Raw genomic sequence first — 22,727 nt, 5'->3', positions numbered from 1 at the left:
AATAATTAAAATATTAATTAGAAGCCATGTTACTATTATACTCATAATTTATTAATATTTTGCAAATTTTTAATACTTAAGCATAAATAAAGATTTTTTTATATTCATTTAATATTTTATGTGGTAAAATACTTCCCGTCCAGCGCTGGAGATTTTACTCTCTAAGGGACTACTTTATGGAAACAATGTCTGAAATGTCATATATTATTGACACACTCTACGTACTGTTTGCAATGACTTTAGTTGTTTTTATGTATCCAGGCTTTGCTATGCTAGAAGCTGGAATTGTTAGAACAAAAAATGTTAGTGCTGTCTTAGTTATAAATATTCTCATTTTTGCAATTGCATCATTATGTTTTCTACTTATTGGCTATTCTTTAGCATTTGGTGAAGGATTAAACGATAAAAACATAAACTATGCAACTGTTTTATTTCAAATGGCTTTTGTTGGAAAAGCTATGAACATTATGAGTGGTGGTATTAGTGAAAGAGCAAAGGTTGTACCAATAGCTATTTTCACACTTATTATGGCTACAATCCTATATCCATTAGTAGTTAATTTTACTTGGGGATCAAATTTCCTAAAAGATACTATCTTAGATATCTCATCTATGCATGATTTGGCTGGTTCTACAATTATCCACAGCACAGGTGGTTGGGCTTTATTGGCTGCCTTAATATTAATCGGAGCTAGAAATGGAAGATATACTAAAGATGGTGGAATTAGAATTATACCTGCTTCTAATATACCTTTAGTAACTCTTGGTGCTTTACTTTTATGGATTGGTTGGTTTGGTTTTAATGGTGGAAGTGTAGGTACAATAGTAACAAAAGATAAAGCAAATTTAGTATCTTTAGTAATACTAAATACAAATGCTGCTGGTTTTGCAGGCGCAATTGCAGTAGCTATTATGATGTACATAATGTATAAAAAATTTGATATTACAATGATTTTAAATGGCGGTTTAGGTGGTTTAGTTTCTATCACAGCTGGAGCTGATTTGATGAGTATATATCATGCTGTAATTATTGGTGCAATTGGTGGAGTGCTTGTTGTTATTGGTGTCTTTACATTTGATAGATTTAGAATAGATGACCCAGTTGGAGCTTTATCTGTACATTTAATAAATGGAATTTGGGGAACATTAGCAGTTGGTGTTTTTGTTAGTAATATCTCTTTTTTTGACCAAGTAAAAGGAGTTATATTCGTTGGGCTTTTTGTATTTCCTATCTCTTTTATACTATTATTTATATTAAATAAATTAGTACCTATTAGAGCAAAAAAAGATGATGAGTTACAAGGACTAGATGTTAAAGAGTGCGGATTAGAAGCTTATCCAGAGTTTAGACGGGCATTCTAATATAATATTAGTTTAATAAACTTTTGTTAAAATAATTGAACTAAAGAAAGGATTAATATTGAAAAAAATAGAGGCTATAATTAAACCATTTAAATTTGAAGATGTAAAAGCTGCTCTAGTGCAAATTGGAGTTGCTGGTATGACTGTATCTGATGTAAAAGGATATGGAAGACAACAAGGACATAGTGAACTTTATAGAGGTGCTGAGTATATTGTTGACTTCTTACCAAAAATAAAAATCGAGTTAATAATTGCAGATGAAGACCTAGATAAAGTAATTGCTGTTATTATTGATTCTGCTAAAACTGGAAATATTGGAGATGGTAAAATATTTGTATCTTCAATTGAAAAGATTATTAGAATAAGAACTTGTGAGCAAGATGAGGAGGCTATTTAATGGTAAATACATTTATCATAAATCAAGCTTTAGATATGCACTTGCATTTAAGAGATGGGGATATGTTAAAACTTGTAGCTCCACTTACATCAAATAGCTTTAGTGGAGCTTTAGTTATGCCTAACTTAGTTCCTCCAATTACTACAAAAGAGGATTTATTAGCTTACAAACAAAGAATTATACAAGCTAGTAAAGACGATAATTTTATCCCTTTTATGACACTATTTTTTCAAAACAATTACACTTTTGAATTTTTACAAAGTATAAAAGATGAAATTATTGGAATAAAACTATATCCAGCAGGAATTACTACAAACTCTCAAACAGGAGTTTCATCTATGGATATAGAAGTGTTAAGAACTACCTTAGAAAATATGAGCAAACTAAATATTCCACTTTGTATTCACGGAGAGACAAATGGTTTTGTAATGGATAGAGAAAAAGAGTTTATGCCAATTTATGAAAGTTTAGCTATAAATTTTCCAAACTTAAAGATAATTATGGAGCATATAACAACAAAGGATGCAATAAATCTTCTTGATAAATATCCAAATCTTTATGCAACTGTGACTTTACATCACCTTTTAATAACTCTTGATGATGTAGCAGGTGGAATGCTAGATCCTCATCTATTTTGTAAACCTATAGCAAAAAGACCAGAAGATAGAGAGGCTCTTTTAAATGCCGCATTAAAGGCTCATCCAAAACTTATGTTTGGAAGCGACTCAGCTCCGCATCCAAAACATAAAAAAGAGTGTTGCGGATGTGCAGCTGGAGTTTTTACATCACCTATTGCTCTTCAAGTTTTAGTAGAGCTTTTTGAAAAACATAATGCTTTAGAAAACTTAAATGATTTTATATCAAATAATGCACAAAAAATTTATGGTTTAAATCTAAATAAAAAATCTATAAAATTAATAAAAAAAGATTTTATAGTTCCAAATATTTATGAATATAAAGAGGAAAAAGTTATTCCAATGTATGCAGGAAAGACTCTACTTTGGAGTATAGATAGTATTGAAAAATAGGCTAAATTTAGCCTATTGAGAAATTCGAACTTTTTCTTTCGCTTATTAACTTCTTTATATTTTCAGCATTCTCTTTTGCTTTTTGTTCTCTCTCTTCTCGCATAAGTCTAAGAGTCTCTAGTGTTTCTTGTTTCTCTTTATCAAGATTTGATCTAATTTCAATAGCTTTTCTATTATTTAAAATCCCACAAACAGCCGAAAACTTCTCTTTTTTATTTATATATACTATACTATCAGAAGATTCTGCATTTTTATTAAATACAATAACATCTCCCTCTTTTAAATTTAATATCTCTAAAGCGGTCATTTCTGTCTCTGCCATTATTGGTTCTATTTTCATTCTTGCACCAGAAATTAAAGTTTTTATATCTTGTTTACGACTTAATTTTTTATTTTTACCTTCACTAAAAATCTTATCAACAATTTTATTTAAAAGAGGCTCTATATAAGATATAGGATAACAAATAGATAAAAATCCTGAATCCTCATCTATTGTTATCTCAAAAACAACCAAAAGAACAATATCATGATCTGAAACTATCTGAATAGCATTTGCATTTGTATCACTTGATTCTATTTTAAAGTTTAAGCTAGAAACATCACTCCATGTCTTATATAAAATTTTAATAAACATTTTATAAAAGTGTTCAAGAACTTTTATCTCTATTTCTGTTAATTCTCTATCAAGGTTATCCATAGTATTAACTGCACCACTTCCTAGTAAATCTGCAATTACTTTGTGTGAGATTGTAGGATTACACTCAATTACTATTCTTCCATCAAGTGGTTTCATAGATAGTGTACTAAGTGAAGTTACCTGAGGAATAGATAATATAAACTCCCCATAAGTCATCTGCTCAATAGATGTTAACTTGACATCTACAACTTTTCTAAGCATTGAACTTAAATCATTTGTAAACTCTCTTAGCATTTTATCATGCATCGTTGTAAGGGCCTTCAGCTGATCTAACGTTACTCTATTTGGCTTTTTAAAGTCATATATTGAGTAGTTTTTCTCTTTTGCTGTAAATTTATCAAGGGGATTTGTACCATCAATATCATCGCCTTGTTCAGCAATATCCAAAAGAGCATCTATCTCATCTTGACTTAAAAACTCTGCCATATTTTTATCCCCTTAACTCAATATCAACATCAATAGCACCCATCTCTTTTATCATCTTAAGAGTATCAATAATCTCACTCATAGGTACTTTCATAACCTTCATAGAACGAACCAAATCAGCTACAGTTGGCTCTTTTTTTGTATTTATCATAGCATTATTTATATCTACAACTGGTTTATCTGCAATTCTTACATTATCACCAATATCAACACCTTTATTTATAGATGGGTTATTCCAATCCACCTCTCCTAGTCCTGATTTATCAATTCTAATAGTAAAGCTATCCCTTGCTATAACAACTGGTGAAATAACAATATCCCCACCTGCAACAATAGACTCTCTATTTACATCTATTATTAATTTTTTTCTAAATGTAGAATCTAACTCTATATTTTCAACTTTTGAGATAAAACTTACAATTGACATATTATTTGGTTTTTGAACCTCTATAGTTCTAGTGTCAAGTGCAATTGCCAATTTCTGCCCAAATGTTTCATTTATTTTTTTCTCTATCAAATCAGCATTTCTTGCAGAGTTTTTATATAAACTTAATTGAATTGATTTTTCATGTTGTAGTTCATACTCTATCTCATTTTCAACAGTAGCCCCATCATAGATAAATCCTGTTGTTTTATTATTTGTATTCGCTACAACTGTACCTTGTGCAACCGCATATACATTCCCATCAACTCCCTTTAATTGTGTCATTAAAAGCTCTCCAAAATCTATAGATTTTGCATCTCCTATTGTAGAGATTGTAACTTTTATCTTATCTCCTTGTCTTGAAAAAGGTGGTAAATCAGCTGTTACCATAACAGCAGCGATATTTTTTGAGTTTATTGAACCAGCAGGAATTTTTATATATGAGTTTGTAAGCAAATTTTGTAAACTTTGCATTGTAAACTTTGATTTATCACCAGTTCCAGCAAGTCCAACAATTAGTCCATAACCAATAAGCTGGTTATCTCGTATTCCAATAACATTTGAAATATCTTTAATAGTTTGAGAATATAAAGAACAAATAAGTAAAGAGATAGTAATAAAAATTTTCAAAAAAATCCTTCATAAATTTTTAGTTTTTATTTTATCGAAAATTTAATAAAAAAAGGTATAATCAAAGCAAAATTTTAAATTATATAGGGCAAAGATATTGAATATTTTTATCTACGGAAATCAAAACTTTAAAAAAGAGATTCAAAAGATTTTAACAAATTCAAAAATAGAGACTATTTTAGAAGATATTAAAATTGAAGATTTGCCAAATATTGATAGCCTAAAAGAAAAGATAACTATTAATCCAAATGATATTTTTCTAATTGATGAAGATAAAATTATCAAAAAAAGTAAATTTAAATTCCTAAAGCAAAAAGATGGCATTGAAGAAGATTTTCTTCTTCAATATGGAGTGAATGATTTATCAATTGATAAGCTAGATGAGATACCAAATTATATAATTAAGAAATATGAGAAAAAAGCTATCGAGATTAAAGATAAAAGCTTAGAAATAAAAAATGAAGATTTACTATTAGATAATGAATTAGCATCATTTTTAGAGAGTAAAGAACAAGAAAACAGTAAGAATATTAATAACTCTATTTTAGAAGAACCTGTTGGAATAAATATAAATGAGCTTGACAATTTAATAGAAGTAGATACAACAAAAGAGTTTGAAATGCCAAAAGATGATAGTAAAATTATCTCTAATTTAGAAGATTTTGATGATAATTTTGGTTTAAATAATGTATCTTTTGATTATGATGATGACTCCATTTTAAATGATGACTCAAAAAGTGATGAAGATTTATTACAAGATATATTAAATGCTGCTATTAATGATGAAGATGATTATGAATTTGTTGGTGAAACTTTTGAAGATACAAACTTTTTGGATGAGATTTTCCCTAATATCTCAATTATTAGTGAAAATGAAAATAGTGTAGCCCCTAGAAATATAGTTTTACAAGATGATGATAAAAATATAGATTTCAAAGAAGATAGTTGTAATTTGGATTTAGTAGAAACATTCGAAGGTTTTGATTTTGATAAAAATTTCGAAGATATTCAATATAATAAAGATGAAAATATAGCTATAATTGACAATCTAAAAGAAGAGACTATAGAGGAAGATTTAAAAGAAAAAGATGTTGAAATAGTAAACTCAAACGATTTAGAAAGTAAAGAAGAAGTTACTAGTAAAAAAGGAGAAGATATGAATGATGAGTTTTTGGAGTTAGACAGTTTAAACGAACAAGATTTAATTGAAGCATTAGGTGGTTCAGACATATCAAACAGTCAAATTACTACTCAAAATAAAATAGAACCACAGCAAATACAAAGTTCTAATAGTAATATTGATATTAGCAGTTCAAATGTAGATGATATAGCTAATTTGATATCAAAATTATTAAATAATAAAACCTTAGAAATCACAATAAAAATAAAAGATTAATATGGATTTACTGGCAATTGCTCAAAACACAGTTAAAATAATTTTATTAATTGGTTTACCATCTCTTTTAGTTAGCATGATTATTGGACTTATCATTTCAATATTTTCTGCTGTTACTCAAGTAAATGATGCTGCACTATCTTTTGTACCAAAGATGATATTTGTTTCAGCATTTATTTTATTTACACTTCCTTGGGTTGGAGAGCATATTGAGACTTTTGCAATTGAGCTATGGAATATGATTTTAATATTTGGTAACTAGATGATAAAGAAATTATACAATCTTAAAAAGACACAAACAGAACAAAAACTAATAGAAAAATCTAGCTTAGAACAAGAAGTTTATACAATAGATGAAAAAATGGGAGAGTTAAATCATAGAATAAATACTGCAACTGTTGAGAAATTAGGCTCTATTTCAGATTTTATGGTTTTAGCTATGCATAAAGATAGCCTAAGATTTGAGATAAAAAATCTCTTAAATAAAAAAAATCAACTATTAAAAAAAATAGATGAGATTTTTATAGATATTATAGAGCTACAAAAAGAGAGCGAACAGTATAAATTTATTTTAGATGAAGAGAAAGAGCAGAAGAGAAAAGATGCTTTACACTTTGAACTTTTGGAAAGCGAAGAATTTATTCAAAGTAAATATATTAAAGGAAAAAATTGATAAATAAAATTTTACTATTAATAGCTTTTTCATTAACTTTAAATGCAGCGATTGAGACAAGCAGTTCATTGACAAAACAGAAAATGGAAGTTTTAGAGTTAAAAAATGAGTTAAATAACTTTTATAACGAAAAAGAGCAAGAGTACCAAAGACAGAAGAAAGAGATTGAAGATATTCTTACAAAAATTGAGCAAGAAAAAGCAGAGATAAAAAGATTATATGAGAAAAATGATGAAACTTTAAAAGATATTAGAGCTGAAATTGTAAAAAAGTCTATCAGAGTTTTTGAGCTTATGAAGGCAAAAGTTGCTGCTGATATTTTAGACCAAATGATACTAGAAGGGAAAATTGAAGATGTTTTTGATATAATCATCCGTTTAAAGGAAGCAAACATATCAAATATTATGAAAACTATGAGTGTAGAAAACTCATCAAGATTAATTCAAAAATTAGAAAGATACAATAAAGACAAACAAAAAAGGGACTAAGAAATGGCAGAAGATACTGAAGTTGTAAAAAAATCATCAGATGGAAAAGGCTTACTAATAGTTTTATTAGTGCTTATTATTATTCTTATTATGGCAGTTGCGGGAGGAACATACTTTTTATTAAATAAAATTTCAAGTAGCAACCAAAATTCAAGTGGAAATACAGAAGAAGTTGTAAAATCTACTCCTTCACTTTCTAATGCTGAAGCAAAATTCAAAGCAGATGTAAATGAGCTAGTATTAAATCTTACAGACTCAAAAGGTAGAGAAAAGATTATGAAACTATCTTTCTCTATTAGAAGTAGTGATCCAACAATTGATAAAATTGTACAAGACTACTTAGCAGAAATAACTGATGTTGTGATTACACAAATTAGTTCAAGAAGTTCTGAAGAGTTACTAACTGTTGGTGGGAAAAACCTTTTAAAGGATGAGCTAATAGGGGAAATTAACAATGTAATAAATTTTGTTACAAAAACAAATTCAAATGTTGTTAGCAATATCCTTTTTACAACATTTGTAATAAAATAAAAGACAATGATAGTAAAAGTTAAAAAAAGAAATAGTAACTCAAAGATTATAAAAATAGTTTTTATTGCTACACTTTTTTTAGGTATCATATATATATCTCTTTTAATAAAAGAGGAAAACCTTCTCTCTTTAGAGATTGAAAAAGCAAAAGAGAGTGAAAAAATAGCTCTTCAATTAGAGAAAGAGAAAATAGAAAAAGAGAGATTAGATGCTCAAAGGCTTATTCTAATAGAGGTTGAAAAAGTAGTAGATTTAATAGGACAAAACAATATAAACGATATAAAAATTGTAAAAAATAAAGTTGTTTATGTTTTAAATCCAAATACAAATATAGATGCAATAAATATTCGATATGGAGCTATGGCACTTACAAAAAAAAGTTTCAAAGAGATTGTAGTAGTTGTTGATTTAGAAAATATTTTAAAAGGTAAATTATGATGAAAAATATTTTATTTTTGTTTATACTCTCTTTATTATTCACATCTTGTGGCACTCTAACAGACCCAAAAATTGACTTTACAAAACCACCACAACAAGTAACAAAAGAACCACCAGTTGTAAGAAAAAACAAAGGCTCTTTATATTCAGTTCAAGGAACATCTCTTTTTGCAGATAAAAAAGATTTACAAGTTGGGGATATAATACAAATAGTAATTAGTGAAGGTCTTACTCAAAAAAGTGATAATAAAAGAGAACTAACAAGCGATAGAAAAAATGATTTTGGCGGTGGAGCTTTTGCATCTATAGGTGGTAATCCTCTAAATAGCACAGTTAGTAATGTAACTGATAAAGCAAACTCTGTACTTGGTGTAAACTTTAATACTCAAAGCCATGATAGTGATAAAGGAAAAGTAAAAACTGAAGTAAAAGAGAACTTTGATACAAAAATTTCAGCAATTATAGATGAAACTTACCAAAATGGGAACTATTTTATAAAAGGGAATAAAGAGGTTATTATTGATGGACAAAAGCAAGAGATTATAATAACAGGAGTTATAAGACCTTATGATATTAGCTCTGATAATTCAGTCAACTCTTCGCAAATTGCAAACCTTAAAATGCTTTACAAAAAAGATGGTGCTGAAGCTGATTTAATGCAAGTTCCATGGGGTACAAAAATTTTAAGAGCAATATGGCCATTTTAAACTAGTATTAAGAAATGTAATGTAATAATTTTAGAGATTAGATAAAGGAGCAAAGTATGTTTTCAACATTATATGTTTCACAAACAGGATTAAATGCTTCTAAATATGCAATTGAGAATGTAAGTAACAACCAAGCAAATAAAAATACTGTTGGTTATAAAAAGAGAGTTGCAGATTTAAGTGAGATTAGACTAAATGGTGTTCATGTAACAGGTCAAGGCGTTAGCTTTGATGGAATTGGTAGAGTAACATCTCAATATATGTATGACAAGTTTATGCAAGAAAGCACTAAAGCAAACTATTATGATAAATTATCAAATATGCTAGGTGGAGTTGAAAGAGTATTCACAGAGACTGATAGTAGTGGTTTCTCTGTAGATTTAAATAGATATTTTCAATCTATAGAAAACTTAAGAACAAACCCCAATTCTGAAGTTTACAGAAGTTATATGAAAACTCAAGGCTCAGTTATTGTTGAAAGTTTACAAAACTTATATACAAGTGTTCAAAAACAAGCACAAATTGAGAAAACTGAACTTAAAACAGATATAAAAGAGGTAAATGCTATTTTAAAAGAGATAGCAGATATTAATGTCAAAATTGAAAAATATGACCCATCTGTAAACGATTTACTTGATAAAAGAGATTTATTAGAACTTCAACTATCAAAATATGTAGATGTTGATATAAATAGAGACAAAGGTTTTTATGAGATAAAAATTGGTGGAGTTACTGCCGTTTCAAATAATATATTTCACAAAGAGATAGAAATAGAAGATATATTGACAAATCAAGTAGATAAATTCAATCATATTAGACAAAATCCAGATGGTTCAAGCACTGTTTTTGACTCTTTAAAATATAACGCAGATTTTACACCAAAAGCACCTTATGATGCTGATGATGTTATTACATATAAGTTAAATCAAGAGTTCTCTGTAAGTGTTACAATTGGAGAGACTTTAACAGGAGATTGGGATAATGACCCAAATACTCCAGATAGTACCATGATAGTTGATAATGATAATATAACTAGAGCATTTATGGTAAAGATAAATCAAGACCCAAATATGAGTAAACTTGTAACTGCTCATAATGGTGAATATACAGTTGATGCAAATGGTAAAAAAGTTCCAATGTATCCAAATAGTGACAACTATTTGAGAATTGAATCAAATCTAGCTGGTGTTGATAATGATTTTTCTGGAAACTTTAGTGTTACTAGAAAAACAGGTGCAAACACTGACAGTAGAGAAGTAATTTACAAAAATGAAAAAGAGAGCAAAATAGCCCAAACTGATACAGTTTTAAAAATATTAGACCAAGAGCTAAAACTAACTAGTGGAAGCATAAAAGCTCAAGTTGAAAATTTATCAACATCTAACCCAAATAATAAGTTTCAAAACTATCTAAATACACTAGATGAGTTTGCTCAAACACTTTCAGATGTTTACTCTTCTTATATAAGAGTTGGAGAGAATGAATATATTTATGGTCAAAATGCGAGTGATGCACACAATACTGCACCATTTCCCCCAAATGGTGGAGATATTGTAAATACAAACCTTTTTACAGGTTCTGGAGTAATGAGTTTAAAATTTAATAAAAATGCAGTAAATGATTTAAGCCAACAAAATCTTGACTATTTAGCAAATATTCAATGGAAAACTGATTTATCTTTTAAAGGTGGCCCTCAAAACCCAAATGATAAAAATGCAACTTCTTTCGTAGAATTCTATAGAAATCTAAAAGTTGGGATATCATCACAAAAAGAAGAGGCAAGTTACTCATATGAGATACAAGACTCTATAGCTCAGAATCTAGGAACTTCATATAATGATGTAGTAAAAGTAAATCCAGATGATGAGATGTTAGATTTAATGAAATTTCAAGCAGCATTTACAGCAAATGCTCAAGTGATTACATCAGTAAATGAAATGATACAAACTCTTCTGGGAATGAAGAGATAATCTTAATATAAGGAGTTAAAAATGGCGAATGGAATATTAGGACTAGGACAAGGACAAGCAGGAGCTTTAAATAATGATTTAATTGAAAAATTAAGAGCTGCTGATAGAAAAGGCTCTGTAGAACCTTTGGAAAAGAAACTTGAAAAATTTGAAAGCGAAAGAGAAGTTATTTCAGATGTAACAACAAAAGTTAATGAACTTTTAGATGCTCTTAAAATTTTCTCTTTAAATCAAACTTCTGGTTTCAATGCTTTTAATCAAAAAAGTGCAAATGTTTTTGGTGAAGGAGTTATCTTTGATTCAGATGATTTAAGCTCTTTAGAAGCTGGGAGTCTAAGTGTGAAAGTTGAACAACTTGCACAAAAAGATGCTTGGCAAACAGATATAGTAAGTGGTTCTAAAGACCAAATTGTAGGTAAAGGAACTTTAACAATAAATGGTAAGAGTATAAATACAGATGGTATGTCATATACAAAGCTTACAGAAGAAATAAATAAAATAGGTGGAGTTCAAGCTTCTTTGGTAGATAGTTCAAATGGTGGATTTAGATTATCTATAAAAAGTACAGAAACTGGCTTAGGTAATAAAATAGATTTTAATAATAAAGATGTAAATGGAAATAATCTTGGTGTTAGTGATGGAGCTAAAGGCTTATTTAAAGCAGATTCTACTGATGAAGCAACTTTGAAACAATATAATGTTTTACAAGCACAAGATATGAAAATGAAAGTTGATGGAGTTAATTATTCAAATGGTTCTAATACTGTTATTGTAGATGGACTTAAGATAACAGCTACAAAAACAGGTGCTGAATCAACAATAAATGTTGAAAATGATACAACAACTCTTTCTGCTCAAATGAAAAACTTTGCCGATAAGTTTAATGCCTTAAGAGCAACTATCGAAAATGAGATTTATAGTAGTGAATCTAGTGTTGATGATAAAAGTGTTTTAAGAAATATGCTAGGAACTATCAAAAATGAATTTTTTGGAACAGGCTCAGGAGATAAATCAATATTTAATTTTGGATTTTCATTAGATGAAAGAAGTGGAGATATAATTTTTAATCAAAAAGATTTTGAAGCTTCAATAAAAGATGGGACAAAAGAGCTAGAAGCTTTATTTTCAGGAACACCAGATAAAAAAGGAATTGCAACTTCTATGGATGAGGCAATTAGTATTAGTGGAGTTACAAAAACTCTTTTAGATTATGAGATAAATATGCTAGAGAGAGAAGAGAGATTAAAAAAAGATAAAGAAGAGGCAGAAACAACTTTAGATAATAGATATGCTGCAATGGCTCAACAATTTGCCACGTATGGAGTAATGATAAACCAAATGGAAGCCTCTTTTTCTGGTCTTAAAATGTTAATAGCTCAATCTCAAGTATCTAAATAAACAAGATGGTTTTTAAACCATCTTGCATTTAAGTAAATATATAATATACTAAAAATAAATTGTTTTGGAGTTGAATTTTATGGGGATTGAATTATATAATCAACAAAATGCAGTATCTGATGACCCTTATGTACTTGTTTTAAAACTTTATGAAGGTGTTATAAAGTATCTATCATTTGCAAAGAGTGCAATAAATAGCGGTGATGTTGAAAAAAAATTTACTTATATAAATAGATCAATTGCAATCTTTGATGAGCTTAGAAATGTTTTAGATTTTGATGGAGGAGAAGTTGCCTACTATTTAGATGGTCTTTATCTATATCAAATAGAGACACTATTTAGTGCAGGTGTTGATGATAATCTAAATTCAATCAATCAAGTTATAAAAGTTGTACAAGGATTAATAGACGCATGGAAAGAAGAGACTGGTCTTTAAAACTTTTAAGTGAATTAATCTATATTGATTCACTAGACTCTTATGAAAAAGCTGATGCTTTAGTAGTTTGGCACAATGATTATTTCAAAAATCACAACACTATAGAGAGTTTAGATTTAAATTCTAAAGAGCTTGAGAATTTGGAAGAGCTTTTTTTTAGAAATCTAAATTTCTTAAAAGAACAACAAAATATAGCTTCAGAAGATATGAAAAAAATAAAAAAAATGAAGAGCTTTTTAAAAAATTAGAGAGCTCTATTTTATGTAATAACCCTCTTCAAGGTTATTAAAAATTATCTCTTTAGGAAGTTTTTTCCTAAGCCTTTTTATCAAACTCCTAATAGCATCTAAAGTTTTAAAATCTCCATCATATACAACATTCTCAATTAAACTATAGTTTACACATTTGCCTTGATTACATATTAGAAGATGAAGAAAATTTCTCTCATTTTTTGTAAGTTCAATCTCTTTATTATTATGTATAATTTTTTTTGATTTCATATCAAATAAGATATCATCATCAAATCTAAAAATATCACTATTCTTATTAAATTTCTTAAGCTTGAAAAGCAACTCTTGAATATTAAAAGGCTTTTTAAGATAATCATCACAACCTTTATTATATGCCTCTTTTATAGTTGAGATATCAATATTTGCACTCATAATAAAGACTACTGAGTCTTTATTAGCAAGTTTAATCTTCTCTAAAAGTAAAATTCCATTTAAATTTGGAACAAAAATATCAAGAATATAAAGCTCATAATCTTTACTTATATTTTCAAGTGCAACTTGACCATCATAAAAAGAATCAACTTCAAAACCCTCAAATTCAAGCATATCCTTTATTGAATCGTTTAAAGCAAAATCATCTTCAAGTAAAAATATTTTCATAAAATTTCCCCTAAAATTATTAAATATTTAAAATATATCTAAAAGTATTTATAGAGTTCTTACTCTCTACTTCTATATCAAAGTTATATTTTTTACAAATATCACTAACTATTGCCAATCCTAAACCATGTCCACCTGTATTTTTATCTTCTCTTTTATATCTTTTAAATATCTCTTTTGGATTTTCTATTTTAGCACCTTTTGAATGAAATTCAAGAGTATTATTTTTCAAAATTATAGATATTGTTGAACCAATTTGTGAATATTTTATAGCATTTGATATATTATTATCTACAAGTCTATTTAGCTCTATCTTACTCATTGTTGGATAGAGATTATTATAAGCTATAAGCTCTATCTTTCTATTTTGACAATTTGCAATTGTATCAAAATATTTTACACGATTTTCTAAAGCTCTTTTAAGATCAATCTCTATAATCTCGTACTCTATTTTATCTTTTGTATGTAAAAAAGTCATATCTTCATAAGAGTTTTCTAAAGTTTTTAATGCACCATCTATCTTTATTGTATATCTATCACTTCCATATAACTTCTCTCTTAGCTGAGTATTTATAGTGATAATAGAAAGTGGAGTTTTAATCTCATGAATAGAGTGAGCTATAAATTTATCTTTATAGTTTAGAAGTAACTCTTTTGTTCTTAATTTATAAGTTAAATAGATTGCAGTTGCTCCAGAAATAAAAACAAAAAAGGAGAACAATCTTAGGTAAAAGATATCTTTATTATAATCATTTTCATCAAAAACTATACAATATAGAATCTCTGCATCATCATATATTGGGCTATCTTGAAGTAAATATGCTATATGTATCTTCTCCTCTTTACTCTCTTTATAATAAGAGATATAGCTATTACCCTTTAAAGCTTCAAGAAGTTCATTCCCTTTTTTTAATCTATTTTCCAACTCTTCAATTGTTTGTTTATATGTAGGAACCATTTTAAAAGCAAAATTACCAACATAACCATTAAAAATAATATAAGATATCGATTTTTTAATAATCGTAGAACTATTTATAAACTCCTGTATATCTCTTAATTCATCAAGAAATTTACCATATGAATATGATATTTGTAAATATCTACCATCTTTTAATTTAGAAGTCGAATAACTTACAAAATTTAAATACTCCAAAGAGTACTCAGGTATTGAAACATCTATATTATCACTATTTTCAAATTTTTCAAACTGCTTTTTAAGTAGAGATAAATTTGTACCAATATCTGTAAAAATAGAGCTATCTTCTATTATTAAATCTCTATTTAATAAAATAACTTCAAACTTCTCTTGCTCAAAATCTTGATTTAAAATCTTTTTTATCTCATCAATATCTAAACCTTGTTCAAAAAGAGTTAAGGCAAACATATGCTTATTTCCTATAAGCTCTTTTTGTTTATGATACTTTTGTAAAACCTTTGTCAAAAGTGCAGAACTCTTCTCTTTTATTTGAAAAAAAAGTATCTCTTGATTCTTTACATTATTTATCTTTATATTTTCAAGTAGTATAGAATATGCAAAAAGTGTTATACTTAAAAAAATCAGTATGTTTATAAATAGTAAAGTTGATGATTTTGGTAGTTTTATATTCAAATTCTCTCCTAAAATTTAATTCTACTCAATTTTAGTTTAAATTAGTAGTAATTTATCATAAATTATTACTTTTGCCACACCATTGACATTTTGCTCATATATAATTATTTTGCCGAAAAGGTTAATGAAAACAAACAAGGAAATTACTTTGAACGGTTCTATTAATATGAAAGATTTCTATATAGTAGATTTTTTATCATCATTTATTTTTTGGGGCAAAACTTTTTATGATTATATTGATGAAGAGTTTGAGGAAGATGATGATAGGGACTGGATAAAGTTATAATATAAGTTTTTATTGGCATAAGGCATACCTTATTCTATATTCATCTAATTTAAAAAGAGAGCAAAAGCTCTCTTTTATTTATATTTTTTCTCTTTTTTTTCAATCTTACTTTTTTCTCTATTCTCTTTAAAATTCATATAATATCCTATTTCACTAGGAGTTAAAATTTTAATTGTATTTGTACTTCCTGGAATTCCAACAGGATAACCAACCGTACAAATATATAAACCTTTTTTATTTAATATTCCTCGTTTTTCCAAACTTCTTAACATCTTTTGAATCATCTTAGAAGCTTGGGCTTCTTTTATAGTTGTTATTGGAATAACTCCCCAAAGTGCTGAAAGTCTTGTAAGAGTTTCACTGTTATGAGCAAAAGTATATAATGGAGTTTTTGGTTTATATCTTGACATCTTTCTAGCAGAGTTTCCACTACTTGTAAGAGACAAAATACCATCTGCTTTTAAATCATCAGCCAATTTTGTAACTGTTGCTTGAATTACATCAAACTCATCCAAATAAGGCATATGATCTCTTTTTTTATGATTAAAAATCTCTTCTGTTTTAAGAATAATATTATGCATTGTCTCAACAACATTTGTAGGATTTTCTCCAACTGCACTCTCTTCACTTAACATTACAATATCTGTTCCATCTAAAACAGCATTTGCAACATCTGAGATTTCAGCTCTAGTTGCTCTTTCATTTTGTGTCATTGATAAAAGCATTTGAGTTGCTGTAATTACAGGAATTCCTGCAGCATTTGATTTACGAATAAGCATTTTTTGAATAGTAGGAACATCATAATAAGGAACTTCTATTCCTAAATCTCCCCTTGCTACCATTATTCCATCACTTGCATCTATTATCTCTTTTATATTTGAAACTGCATCAAATTTCTCTATTTTTGCTATTAGTTTTCCATCATAACCATTTAAAAGCTCTCTCGCTCTTTTCATATCTTTTGCACTTTGAACAAATGATATAGCAAAATAGTCTACTCTATTTTTAACTCCCCAAGCAATATCTTGCTCATCTTTTTTTGTAATAACTTCTATATTTATAACTGTATTTGGGAAGTTAACTCCTTTTCGTGAGCTTAATGTTCCACTGTTTTCAATTCGTGCTTTTACTTTTGGTGTAGTTTCAATTACCTTTGCTCTTATAATTCCATCATACAAATAGATATATTCATCCACTTTGATTTTTTTCAAAATATCTGGATAGTTAATTGATACAATATAATCTTTTGGAGCTTTTTTTTCTCCTATAATCTCTTTATCATAAAATGTAATAACATCGCCACTTTCCAAATTAAATGGCTCTTTTAATTCACCAACTCTTATTTTTGGTCCTGAGATATCTTGAAGTATTCCAACTATTTTACTCTTATTCTTCATAGCTTGTCGTATATTATCCAAAGTCTCTTGATGATACTCATGACTTCCATGAGAAAAATTTAGCCTAAACATATTTGCACCAGCATCTATTAACTTCTCTATCATCTCTAAACTATTACTAGCAGGTCCTAGTGTTGCTAAAATCTTTGTTTTTTTATCCATAATATATCTCCTATTTTGATTTGTTATTATATTGAAATATTGATTACTTTTTAATTACAAATCACTATAAAATAGATATAAGATGAATATTAGTATAATTCGTAACAATAATATTAGGAAGAAGATGAAAGTTATTATAAATGGACAAATTAAAGTTTTTGAAGAGAATTTAAATCTTCAAGAGATTATAGAAAATTTGAAAATAGAAGATAAAGTTATGGCATGTGCTGTAAATATGGATATAGTAAAAAAAGAGAATTGGAACAGTTATAAACCAAATGAAAACGATATTATAGAACTTTTAAACTTTGTAGGTGGTGGTTAATTTATGAGTCGTGAAAAAGGAGATTTTGCTGAGAAAAAGGCAATATCTTTTTTAACTAACCTAAATTTCACTATAATTGAGACAAATTTTTATGCAAAAAAGCTAGGAGAGATAGACATTATTGCACAAAAAGATGATGTTTACCATTTTTTTGAAGTAAAATCTGCTCAAACATTTGATTTAGCAATACAAAATTTAACAAAATCAAAACTATCTAAGATTAAAAAAAGCATATATTACTATTTACAAATAAAAAAATTAGATGTAGCCTTTTGCATAAATGCTGTTGTTGTAACTGATAATTGCATTGAGATTTTGGAAAATATTACAATATGAAGAAAACCAAAGGTGAAGGTCGCAAAAACACCTTTGGCTTTTTGATATACTTTTGTTAGTACAAAAGAATTATAATTTATTTTAATAGCAGTAAACTAGCATTTTAAAAATTTTATTTTCTACAATGTCAAAGATTACTAGATGGAGAGTTTTTTGTATAAAAAAGAGTTAAATATTATAGAGAAATCAAATAGATTTAGACATAGAGTTGTTTTTAATAAAAATCTTTTAGATTTAGCATCAAATGATTATTTGGGACTAGCAAAAAATAGGATACTTTTTAAAAAAGCTTATAAAAGAGTTTTAAAAAATCACTATTATTCACCAAAAGCTTCAATGCTTGTAAATGGATACTCAAATATTCATAAGAAATTTGAAAAACTACTTTGTAAAGTCAATGGTTTTGAAAGTGGAGTTATTGTAGGAAGTGGTTTTTTAGCAAATATCTCTATGATTGAAGCCTTAGTACGAAAAGGAGATACTCTTTTTATAGATGAAGAGTATCATGCAAGTGGAATTTTAGCCTCTAGGCTTCTTCCTAGCAACCAAGTTATAACATTTCTACATAACAATGAAAAAGATTTAGAATCAAAATTGCAAAATTGCGATACAAAAGGAAGAAAAATTATTGCAATAGAAGGTGTTTACTCTATGAGTGGAAATTTAGCAAAAAAAGAAATTTTTCTTCTAGCAAATCAATATAACTCTATCTTAATTGTAGATGAAGCTCATAGTAGCGGAGTTATTGGAGAAAATCTTTTAGGAATTTTTGACTATTATAATATCAAAATAGAAGAAAACCATATAAAAATGGGAACTTTGGGAAAAGCGTATGGCTCTTATGGGGCTTATATTTTAGCTTCAAAAAATATTATTGAATTTTTGCAAAATAGAGCAAAACCAATTATTTATTCAACAGCACCATCTCTTTTTGATACTGCTTTAGGGTATGAGAGTTTAAAGTATATTTTAAAAAATAGAGAAGCATTAAAGCAAAAAATTAAGGAAAACTTAAGTATAATCCAAAGCTATTTAGGAATAAGCTCAAAATCACTTATTATTCCAATATTAGTAAACGATAATAAAAAAGTCTTAAAGATACAAAATATCTTAAAAGAAAATGGCTTCTTGGTTGGTGCGATACGACAACCAACGGTTAAACAAGCGATTATTCGACTTATTGCAAAAATAGATATAAATTGTGATAATTTGAAAAAAGTTTCTAATTTAATAAAGGAATTAAATGCAGATAAATGATTTAGTAAAAGGTAATAAAAAGTTTAGAGAAGCCAGATTTTCTAAATATGAGACAGATTTAAAACAACTTACAAAAGATGGGCAAAACCCTGATATTTTATTTATTGGTTGTAGTGATAGTAGGGTTACTCCTGAACTTGTACTTGATACAAAACCAGGAGATATGTTTACTCTTAGAAATGTTGGGAATTTCGTACCACCATATAATCCAGATAATGATTATCATGGAAGCAGTGCTGTTATTGAATATGCTGTAAATGTACTAAATGTAAAACATATTATTGTCTGTGGTCACTCTTATTGTGGTGCTTGTAGAAGTTTATATAAAGATTTAGGAGATAGTTCTGAGCTTATTAATATCAAAAAATGGTTAGAACTTGGTAAAAAAGCTAGAGAATATACACTTTTAGCTGCTCCTGATAAGAATGACAAAGAGTATATCTATAGAACTACTGAAAAAGTATCAATTGTTTACCAAATGGAAAACCTTTTAACATTTCCATATATAGTAAAAAGAGTTAAAGAAGGTAGCTTACAAATTCATGGATGGTACTATAAAATTGAAAATGGGACTATAGAATTTTATGATGGAAGTGATTGTACATTTAAGCCGCTAGAAGAGTTTAAAAATGAGTCTTGAAAAGAGAAAACTACCTAAGAGAACTATTCTTTTAATCTCTATTCTTATATTTCTTGCAATATTTATATTCATTTCAATGGATACTTTAAGAAATGAGAAGTTTAATGAGATTTTAGTAGATTTAGGACATAAAGATATTAAAAACCTAAAAGTAGTAAATCGAATGAATGCAGAAGATACAGTTACTAAAGAAAAAAGCTATGTTTATAAACTAACATTTTTTGACAATAGTCTAAATAAACAATGTACAGGTTTTATAACTAAAGAGAAAGATAAAAAATATACAAAAGATTTTGATTGTAAATAAGAGGATATTATGACTTTAATTGAAAAACTGGAAAATGGTGCTAGATTAAACTATGAAGATGGAGTTAGACTTTTTGATTTAGATATTATAACTTTAGGATATTATGCAAATAAAATTAGAGAAGAAAAGCATCAAAAGAAGACCTACTTTAATATAAATAGACATATAAATCCTACAAATATCTGTAAAGATGTTTGTCAATTTTGTGCATATAGTGCAAGTAGAAAAAATCCAGACCAATACACTTTAAGCCACGATGAAATGTTACAAACAGTAAGAACTTCATCTAAAAATGGTATAAAAGAGGTTCATATAGTTTCAGCTCATAACCCAAATACAGGGCTAAATTGGTATATGGATATTTTTAAAAAAATCAAAAAAGAGTTCCCAAATATTCATATAAAAGCTTTAACTGCAGCAGAGATACACTTTTTAAGTAGTGAATATAACTTAAGCCATGAAGAGATTATTGATACTATGATAAAAAGTGGAATAGATTCAATGCCAGGGGGAGGAGCTGAGATTTTCGATGAAAAAGTTAGAAAAAGAATTTGTGGAGGAAAAGTAAGTAGCGAAGATTGGCTAAAAATTCACAAGCTTTGGCACGAAAAAGGTAAAAAAAGTAATGCAACTATGCTTTTTGGACATATTGAAAGTAGAGAAAATAGAGTTGATCATATCTTAAGGCTTAGAGATTTACAAGATATTACTGGTGGATTTAATGCATTTATCCCTCTTGTTTTTCAAACAGAAAATAACTATTTAAAAGTAAAAGAGCCAGTTACTGCAAATGAGATTTTAAAAACATATGCAGTTTCAAGAATTTTACTAGATAATATTCCAAATATAAAAGCATATTGGGCAACTTCTACAGTTAAACTAGCACTTATTGCTCAAGAGTTTGGAGCGAATGATGTGGATGGGACTATTGAAAAAGAGTCAATTCAAAGTGCAGCAGGAGCAAAAAGCAAACATGGTATTGCTCAAAATGAGTTTGTAGATTTAATCAGAAACTCTGGATTCATTCCAGTTGAAAGAGATAGTATTTATAATGAGTTAAAAGTTTGGTAAACTTTTAACTCTTAACTAAATTACTATCTAAGTTAAAACTTAACACTAAAATATCTATTTTCTAGCTTCTTTTAGAGTATTTGCTATCATAAATGCTAGTTCTAGAGCTTGATCAGCATTCAATCTAGGATCACATTGAGTATGGTAACGACTTGCTAAATCACTTTGAGTAATTGCAGCTGATTTACTTCCTGTACACTCTGTAACATTTTGTCCTGTCATCTCAAGATGAATTCCTCCAGCATAAGAACCTTGTGCTTTATGTATTTGGAAAAACTGTTTTACTTCTCCTAAAATAGCCTCAAAATCTCTAGTTTTATAACCATTTCCTGCTTTTATAGTATTTCCATGCATTGGATCACTTGACCAAAGTACTTTTTTACCCTCTTTCTCAACTCTTTCTAAAAGTTTTGGGAAATAATCTGCTATTTTCTCATTCCCCATTCTTACAATCAGATTTAATCTTCCAGCTTCATTTTCTGGATTTAAAGCATCTATTAGTTTGATTAGCTCATCCTCTTTCATAGAAGGACCAACTTTGCAACCAATTGGATTCTTAATACCTCTAAAGTATTCAATATGAGCTCCATCTAAATCTCTTGTTCTATCTCCAATCCAAAGCATATGGGCTGAACAGTTAAACCAATCTTTCGTGATTGAATCTCTTCTTGTAAGTGCCTCTTCATAATTTAGTAAAAGCGCTTCATGAGATGTAAAAAGTGTAGTTTGGTTTAACTGTGGAGTATTTTCGCTTGTAATTCCACAAGCTTTCATAAAAGCTAAGCTATCACTAATTTTTGTAGCTATCTCCTCATATTTAGTACCCAAAGTATTGTCTTTTACGAAATCTAAATTCCATAAATGAACTTGATTTAAATCAGCCATTCCACCTCTTGCAAAAGCTCTTAAAAGATTCATAGTTGCAGCACTTTGATTATATGCTTTTAAAAGTTTTTTCGCTTTTGGCTCTCTAGAACCTATATCAAACTCTATATCATTTATAATATCACCTCTGTATGAAGGAAGAGACAAGCCATCTACATCTTCAAAATCTGAGCTTCGTGGCTTTGCAAACTGTCCAGCAATACGACCAACTTTTACAACAGGACAACCACCTGAGAAAGTTAATACTACTGCCATTTGCATCATTACTTTAAATAAATCTTTAATATTTGTTGCATTAAATACATTAAAACTCTCAGCACAATCTCCACCTTGAAGTAAAAATGCTTTTCCATTTACAACATTTGCAAGTTGTTTCTTAAGACTTAGAGCTTCTCCTGCAAAAATAAGTGGAGGATAAGATGCCAACTCTTTTTCTACTTGTTTTAAGGTAACTAAATCATTATATGTTGGTTGTTGTTTTATTGGAAAATCTCTCCAACTACTTGGGCTCCAATTTTTCATATTTTTCCTTTTTTATTATTAGTTGATAAATTTTATCCAA

The 22,727-nt window shown here is 28.1% G+C and carries 27 protein-coding genes; 21 read left to right on the top strand and 6 right to left on the bottom strand.

The annotated features are described in order from the left end of the window. Nucleotides 1-176: 176 nt before the first annotated feature. From ATR_RS01010 to pyrC, 3 genes are read left to right on the top strand one after another with little or no spacing between them, the layout of a single operon-like run. On the top strand, nucleotides 177-1,361 hold the full coding sequence (locus tag ATR_RS01010; RefSeq protein ID WP_228254239.1) for an ammonium transporter: 1,185 nt from the start codon (nucleotides 177-179) through the stop codon (nucleotides 1,359-1,361). Between the two features lie 58 nt (nucleotides 1,362-1,419). Beyond that, nucleotides 1,420-1,758 (top strand): P-II family nitrogen regulator, encoded by a 339-nt coding sequence (locus ATR_RS01005; RefSeq protein WP_115427645.1) that lies wholly within the window; start codon nucleotides 1,420-1,422, stop codon nucleotides 1,756-1,758. Beyond that, nucleotides 1,758-2,786 carry a dihydroorotase gene (gene pyrC, locus ATR_RS01000; RefSeq protein WP_115427644.1) on the top strand — a complete coding sequence of 343 codons (1,029 nt, stop codon included), beginning with the start codon at nucleotides 1,758-1,760 and terminating at the stop codon, nucleotides 2,784-2,786. The genes ATR_RS01005 and pyrC overlap by 1 nt, the downstream gene beginning before the upstream one ends. A 7-nt stretch (nucleotides 2,787-2,793) precedes the next feature. On the opposite strand, the gene fliM is transcribed toward pyrC, so the two are convergent. Further along, a complete protein-coding gene (gene fliM / locus ATR_RS00995) occupies nucleotides 2,794-3,909 on the bottom strand; it encodes a flagellar motor switch protein FliM (protein ID WP_115427643.1) in 1,116 nt (371 codons plus the stop codon). Between the two features lie 4 nt (nucleotides 3,910-3,913). Next, a complete protein-coding gene (locus tag ATR_RS00990) occupies nucleotides 3,914-4,963 on the bottom strand; it encodes a flagellar basal body P-ring protein FlgI (protein WP_115427642.1) in 1,050 nt (349 codons plus the stop codon). Between the two features lie 97 nt (nucleotides 4,964-5,060). Here ATR_RS00990 and ATR_RS00985 point away from each other — a divergent pair, with 97 nt between their 5' ends. The 11 genes from ATR_RS00985 (at nucleotide 5,061) to ATR_RS00935 (ending at nucleotide 13,248) form a co-directional block, all read left to right on the top strand. Then, the gene (locus ATR_RS00985) at nucleotides 5,061-6,359 is read left to right on the top strand and encodes a hypothetical protein (RefSeq protein ID WP_115427641.1); all 1,299 of its coding nucleotides are present in this window, start codon (nucleotides 5,061-5,063) and stop codon (nucleotides 6,357-6,359) included. 1 nt (nucleotide 6,360) lies between these two features. Then, a complete protein-coding gene (locus tag ATR_RS00980; RefSeq protein WP_115427640.1) occupies nucleotides 6,361-6,621 on the top strand; it encodes a flagellar biosynthetic protein FliQ in 261 nt (86 codons plus the stop codon). Beyond that, the gene (locus tag ATR_RS00975) at nucleotides 6,622-7,032 is read left to right on the top strand and encodes a hypothetical protein (protein ID WP_115427639.1); all 411 of its coding nucleotides are present in this window, start codon (nucleotides 6,622-6,624) and stop codon (nucleotides 7,030-7,032) included. Then, entirely contained in the window at nucleotides 7,029-7,520 is a 492-nt protein-coding gene (locus ATR_RS00970; RefSeq protein WP_115427638.1) for a hypothetical protein, read from the top strand. Before ATR_RS00975 ends, ATR_RS00970 begins: the two co-directional genes overlap by 4 nt. A gap of 3 nt (nucleotides 7,521-7,523) precedes the next feature. Beyond that, complete coding sequence (locus ATR_RS00965; protein WP_115427637.1) at nucleotides 7,524-8,051, top strand: flagellar basal body-associated FliL family protein; 528 nt, start codon at nucleotides 7,524-7,526, stop codon at nucleotides 8,049-8,051. A 6-nt stretch (nucleotides 8,052-8,057) separates the two neighbouring features. Further along, the gene (locus tag ATR_RS00960; RefSeq protein WP_115427636.1) at nucleotides 8,058-8,489 is read left to right on the top strand and encodes a hypothetical protein; all 432 of its coding nucleotides are present in this window, start codon (nucleotides 8,058-8,060) and stop codon (nucleotides 8,487-8,489) included. After that, entirely contained in the window at nucleotides 8,489-9,196 is a 708-nt protein-coding gene (locus ATR_RS00955) for a flagellar basal body L-ring protein FlgH (RefSeq protein WP_115429380.1), read from the top strand. Before ATR_RS00960 ends, ATR_RS00955 begins: the two co-directional genes overlap by 1 nt. Nucleotides 9,197-9,252: 56 nt before the next feature. Then, nucleotides 9,253-11,166 carry a flagellar hook-associated protein FlgK gene (locus ATR_RS00950; RefSeq protein WP_115427635.1) on the top strand — a complete coding sequence of 638 codons (1,914 nt, stop codon included), beginning with the start codon at nucleotides 9,253-9,255 and terminating at the stop codon, nucleotides 11,164-11,166. Nucleotides 11,167-11,187: 21 nt separating this feature from the next. After that, the gene (gene fliD, locus ATR_RS00945; protein WP_115427634.1) at nucleotides 11,188-12,564 is read left to right on the top strand and encodes a flagellar filament capping protein FliD; all 1,377 of its coding nucleotides are present in this window, start codon (nucleotides 11,188-11,190) and stop codon (nucleotides 12,562-12,564) included. A gap of 79 nt (nucleotides 12,565-12,643) precedes the next feature. After that, nucleotides 12,644-13,000: a flagellar export chaperone FliS gene (gene fliS / locus ATR_RS00940; RefSeq protein WP_115427633.1), complete on the top strand. Its 357-nt coding sequence runs from the start codon at nucleotides 12,644-12,646 to the stop codon at nucleotides 12,998-13,000. Then, on the top strand, nucleotides 12,976-13,248 hold the full coding sequence (locus ATR_RS00935) for a hypothetical protein (protein ID WP_115427632.1): 273 nt from the start codon (nucleotides 12,976-12,978) through the stop codon (nucleotides 13,246-13,248). Before fliS ends, ATR_RS00935 begins: the two co-directional genes overlap by 25 nt. A gap of 6 nt (nucleotides 13,249-13,254) precedes the next feature. Here the strand turns inward: ATR_RS00935 and ATR_RS00930 are convergent, their stop codons facing one another. Further along, the gene (locus ATR_RS00930) at nucleotides 13,255-13,890 is read right to left on the bottom strand and encodes a response regulator transcription factor (RefSeq protein ID WP_115427631.1); all 636 of its coding nucleotides are present in this window, start codon (nucleotides 13,888-13,890) and stop codon (nucleotides 13,255-13,257) included. A 19-nt stretch (nucleotides 13,891-13,909) separates the two neighbouring features. Beyond that, nucleotides 13,910-15,499 carry a sensor histidine kinase gene (locus ATR_RS00925; RefSeq protein ID WP_115427630.1) on the bottom strand — a complete coding sequence of 530 codons (1,590 nt, stop codon included), beginning with the start codon at nucleotides 15,497-15,499 and terminating at the stop codon, nucleotides 13,910-13,912. Nucleotides 15,500-15,647: 148 nt separating this feature from the next. Between ATR_RS00925 and ATR_RS09825 the strand changes: the two genes are divergently transcribed. Continuing rightward, entirely contained in the window at nucleotides 15,648-15,785 is a 138-nt protein-coding gene (locus ATR_RS09825) for a hypothetical protein (RefSeq protein WP_164966707.1), read from the top strand. A gap of 74 nt (nucleotides 15,786-15,859) precedes the next feature. Here ATR_RS09825 and pyk read toward each other — a convergent pair whose 3' ends face one another. Beyond that, nucleotides 15,860-17,344: a pyruvate kinase gene (gene pyk / locus ATR_RS00920; RefSeq protein WP_115427629.1), complete on the bottom strand. Its 1,485-nt coding sequence runs from the start codon at nucleotides 17,342-17,344 to the stop codon at nucleotides 15,860-15,862. Between the two features lie 124 nt (nucleotides 17,345-17,468). Here pyk and thiS point away from each other — a divergent pair, with 124 nt between their 5' ends. The 6 genes from thiS (at nucleotide 17,469) to mqnE (ending at nucleotide 21,280) form a co-directional block, all read left to right on the top strand. Beyond that, nucleotides 17,469-17,669, top strand: coding sequence for a sulfur carrier protein ThiS (gene thiS, locus ATR_RS00915; protein ID WP_115427628.1), 201 nt, complete (start codon nucleotides 17,469-17,471; stop codon nucleotides 17,667-17,669). Nucleotides 17,670-17,672: 3 nt separating this feature from the next. Beyond that, nucleotides 17,673-18,005 (top strand): YraN family protein, encoded by a 333-nt coding sequence (locus ATR_RS00910; protein WP_115427627.1) that lies wholly within the window; start codon nucleotides 17,673-17,675, stop codon nucleotides 18,003-18,005. 141 nt (nucleotides 18,006-18,146) lie between these two features. Beyond that, nucleotides 18,147-19,262: an aminotransferase class I/II-fold pyridoxal phosphate-dependent enzyme gene (locus tag ATR_RS00905; RefSeq protein WP_115427626.1), complete on the top strand. Its 1,116-nt coding sequence runs from the start codon at nucleotides 18,147-18,149 to the stop codon at nucleotides 19,260-19,262. Beyond that, entirely contained in the window at nucleotides 19,249-19,902 is a 654-nt protein-coding gene (locus ATR_RS00900; RefSeq protein WP_115427625.1) for a carbonic anhydrase, read from the top strand. The genes ATR_RS00905 and ATR_RS00900 overlap by 14 nt, the downstream gene beginning before the upstream one ends. Next, complete coding sequence (locus tag ATR_RS00895) at nucleotides 19,892-20,209, top strand: hypothetical protein (RefSeq protein ID WP_115427624.1); 318 nt, start codon at nucleotides 19,892-19,894, stop codon at nucleotides 20,207-20,209. The genes ATR_RS00900 and ATR_RS00895 overlap by 11 nt, the downstream gene beginning before the upstream one ends. Nucleotides 20,210-20,218: 9 nt before the next feature. Beyond that, the gene (mqnE, locus tag ATR_RS00890) at nucleotides 20,219-21,280 is read left to right on the top strand and encodes an aminofutalosine synthase MqnE (RefSeq protein WP_115427623.1); all 1,062 of its coding nucleotides are present in this window, start codon (nucleotides 20,219-20,221) and stop codon (nucleotides 21,278-21,280) included. 54 nt (nucleotides 21,281-21,334) lie between these two features. Here the strand turns inward: mqnE and ATR_RS00885 are convergent, their stop codons facing one another. Further along, nucleotides 21,335-22,687 (bottom strand): class II 3-deoxy-7-phosphoheptulonate synthase, encoded by a 1,353-nt coding sequence (locus ATR_RS00885; RefSeq protein ID WP_115427622.1) that lies wholly within the window; start codon nucleotides 22,685-22,687, stop codon nucleotides 21,335-21,337. Between the last annotated feature and the right edge of the window lie 40 nt (nucleotides 22,688-22,727).

The organism is Aliarcobacter trophiarum LMG 25534 (assembly GCF_003355515.1).
In the GTDB taxonomy this organism is placed as follows: domain Bacteria; phylum Campylobacterota; class Campylobacteria; order Campylobacterales; family Arcobacteraceae; genus Aliarcobacter; species Aliarcobacter trophiarum.
The sequence above is the reverse complement of the archived record's forward strand: the minus strand, read 5'-3'. Positions and strand labels throughout refer to the sequence as shown.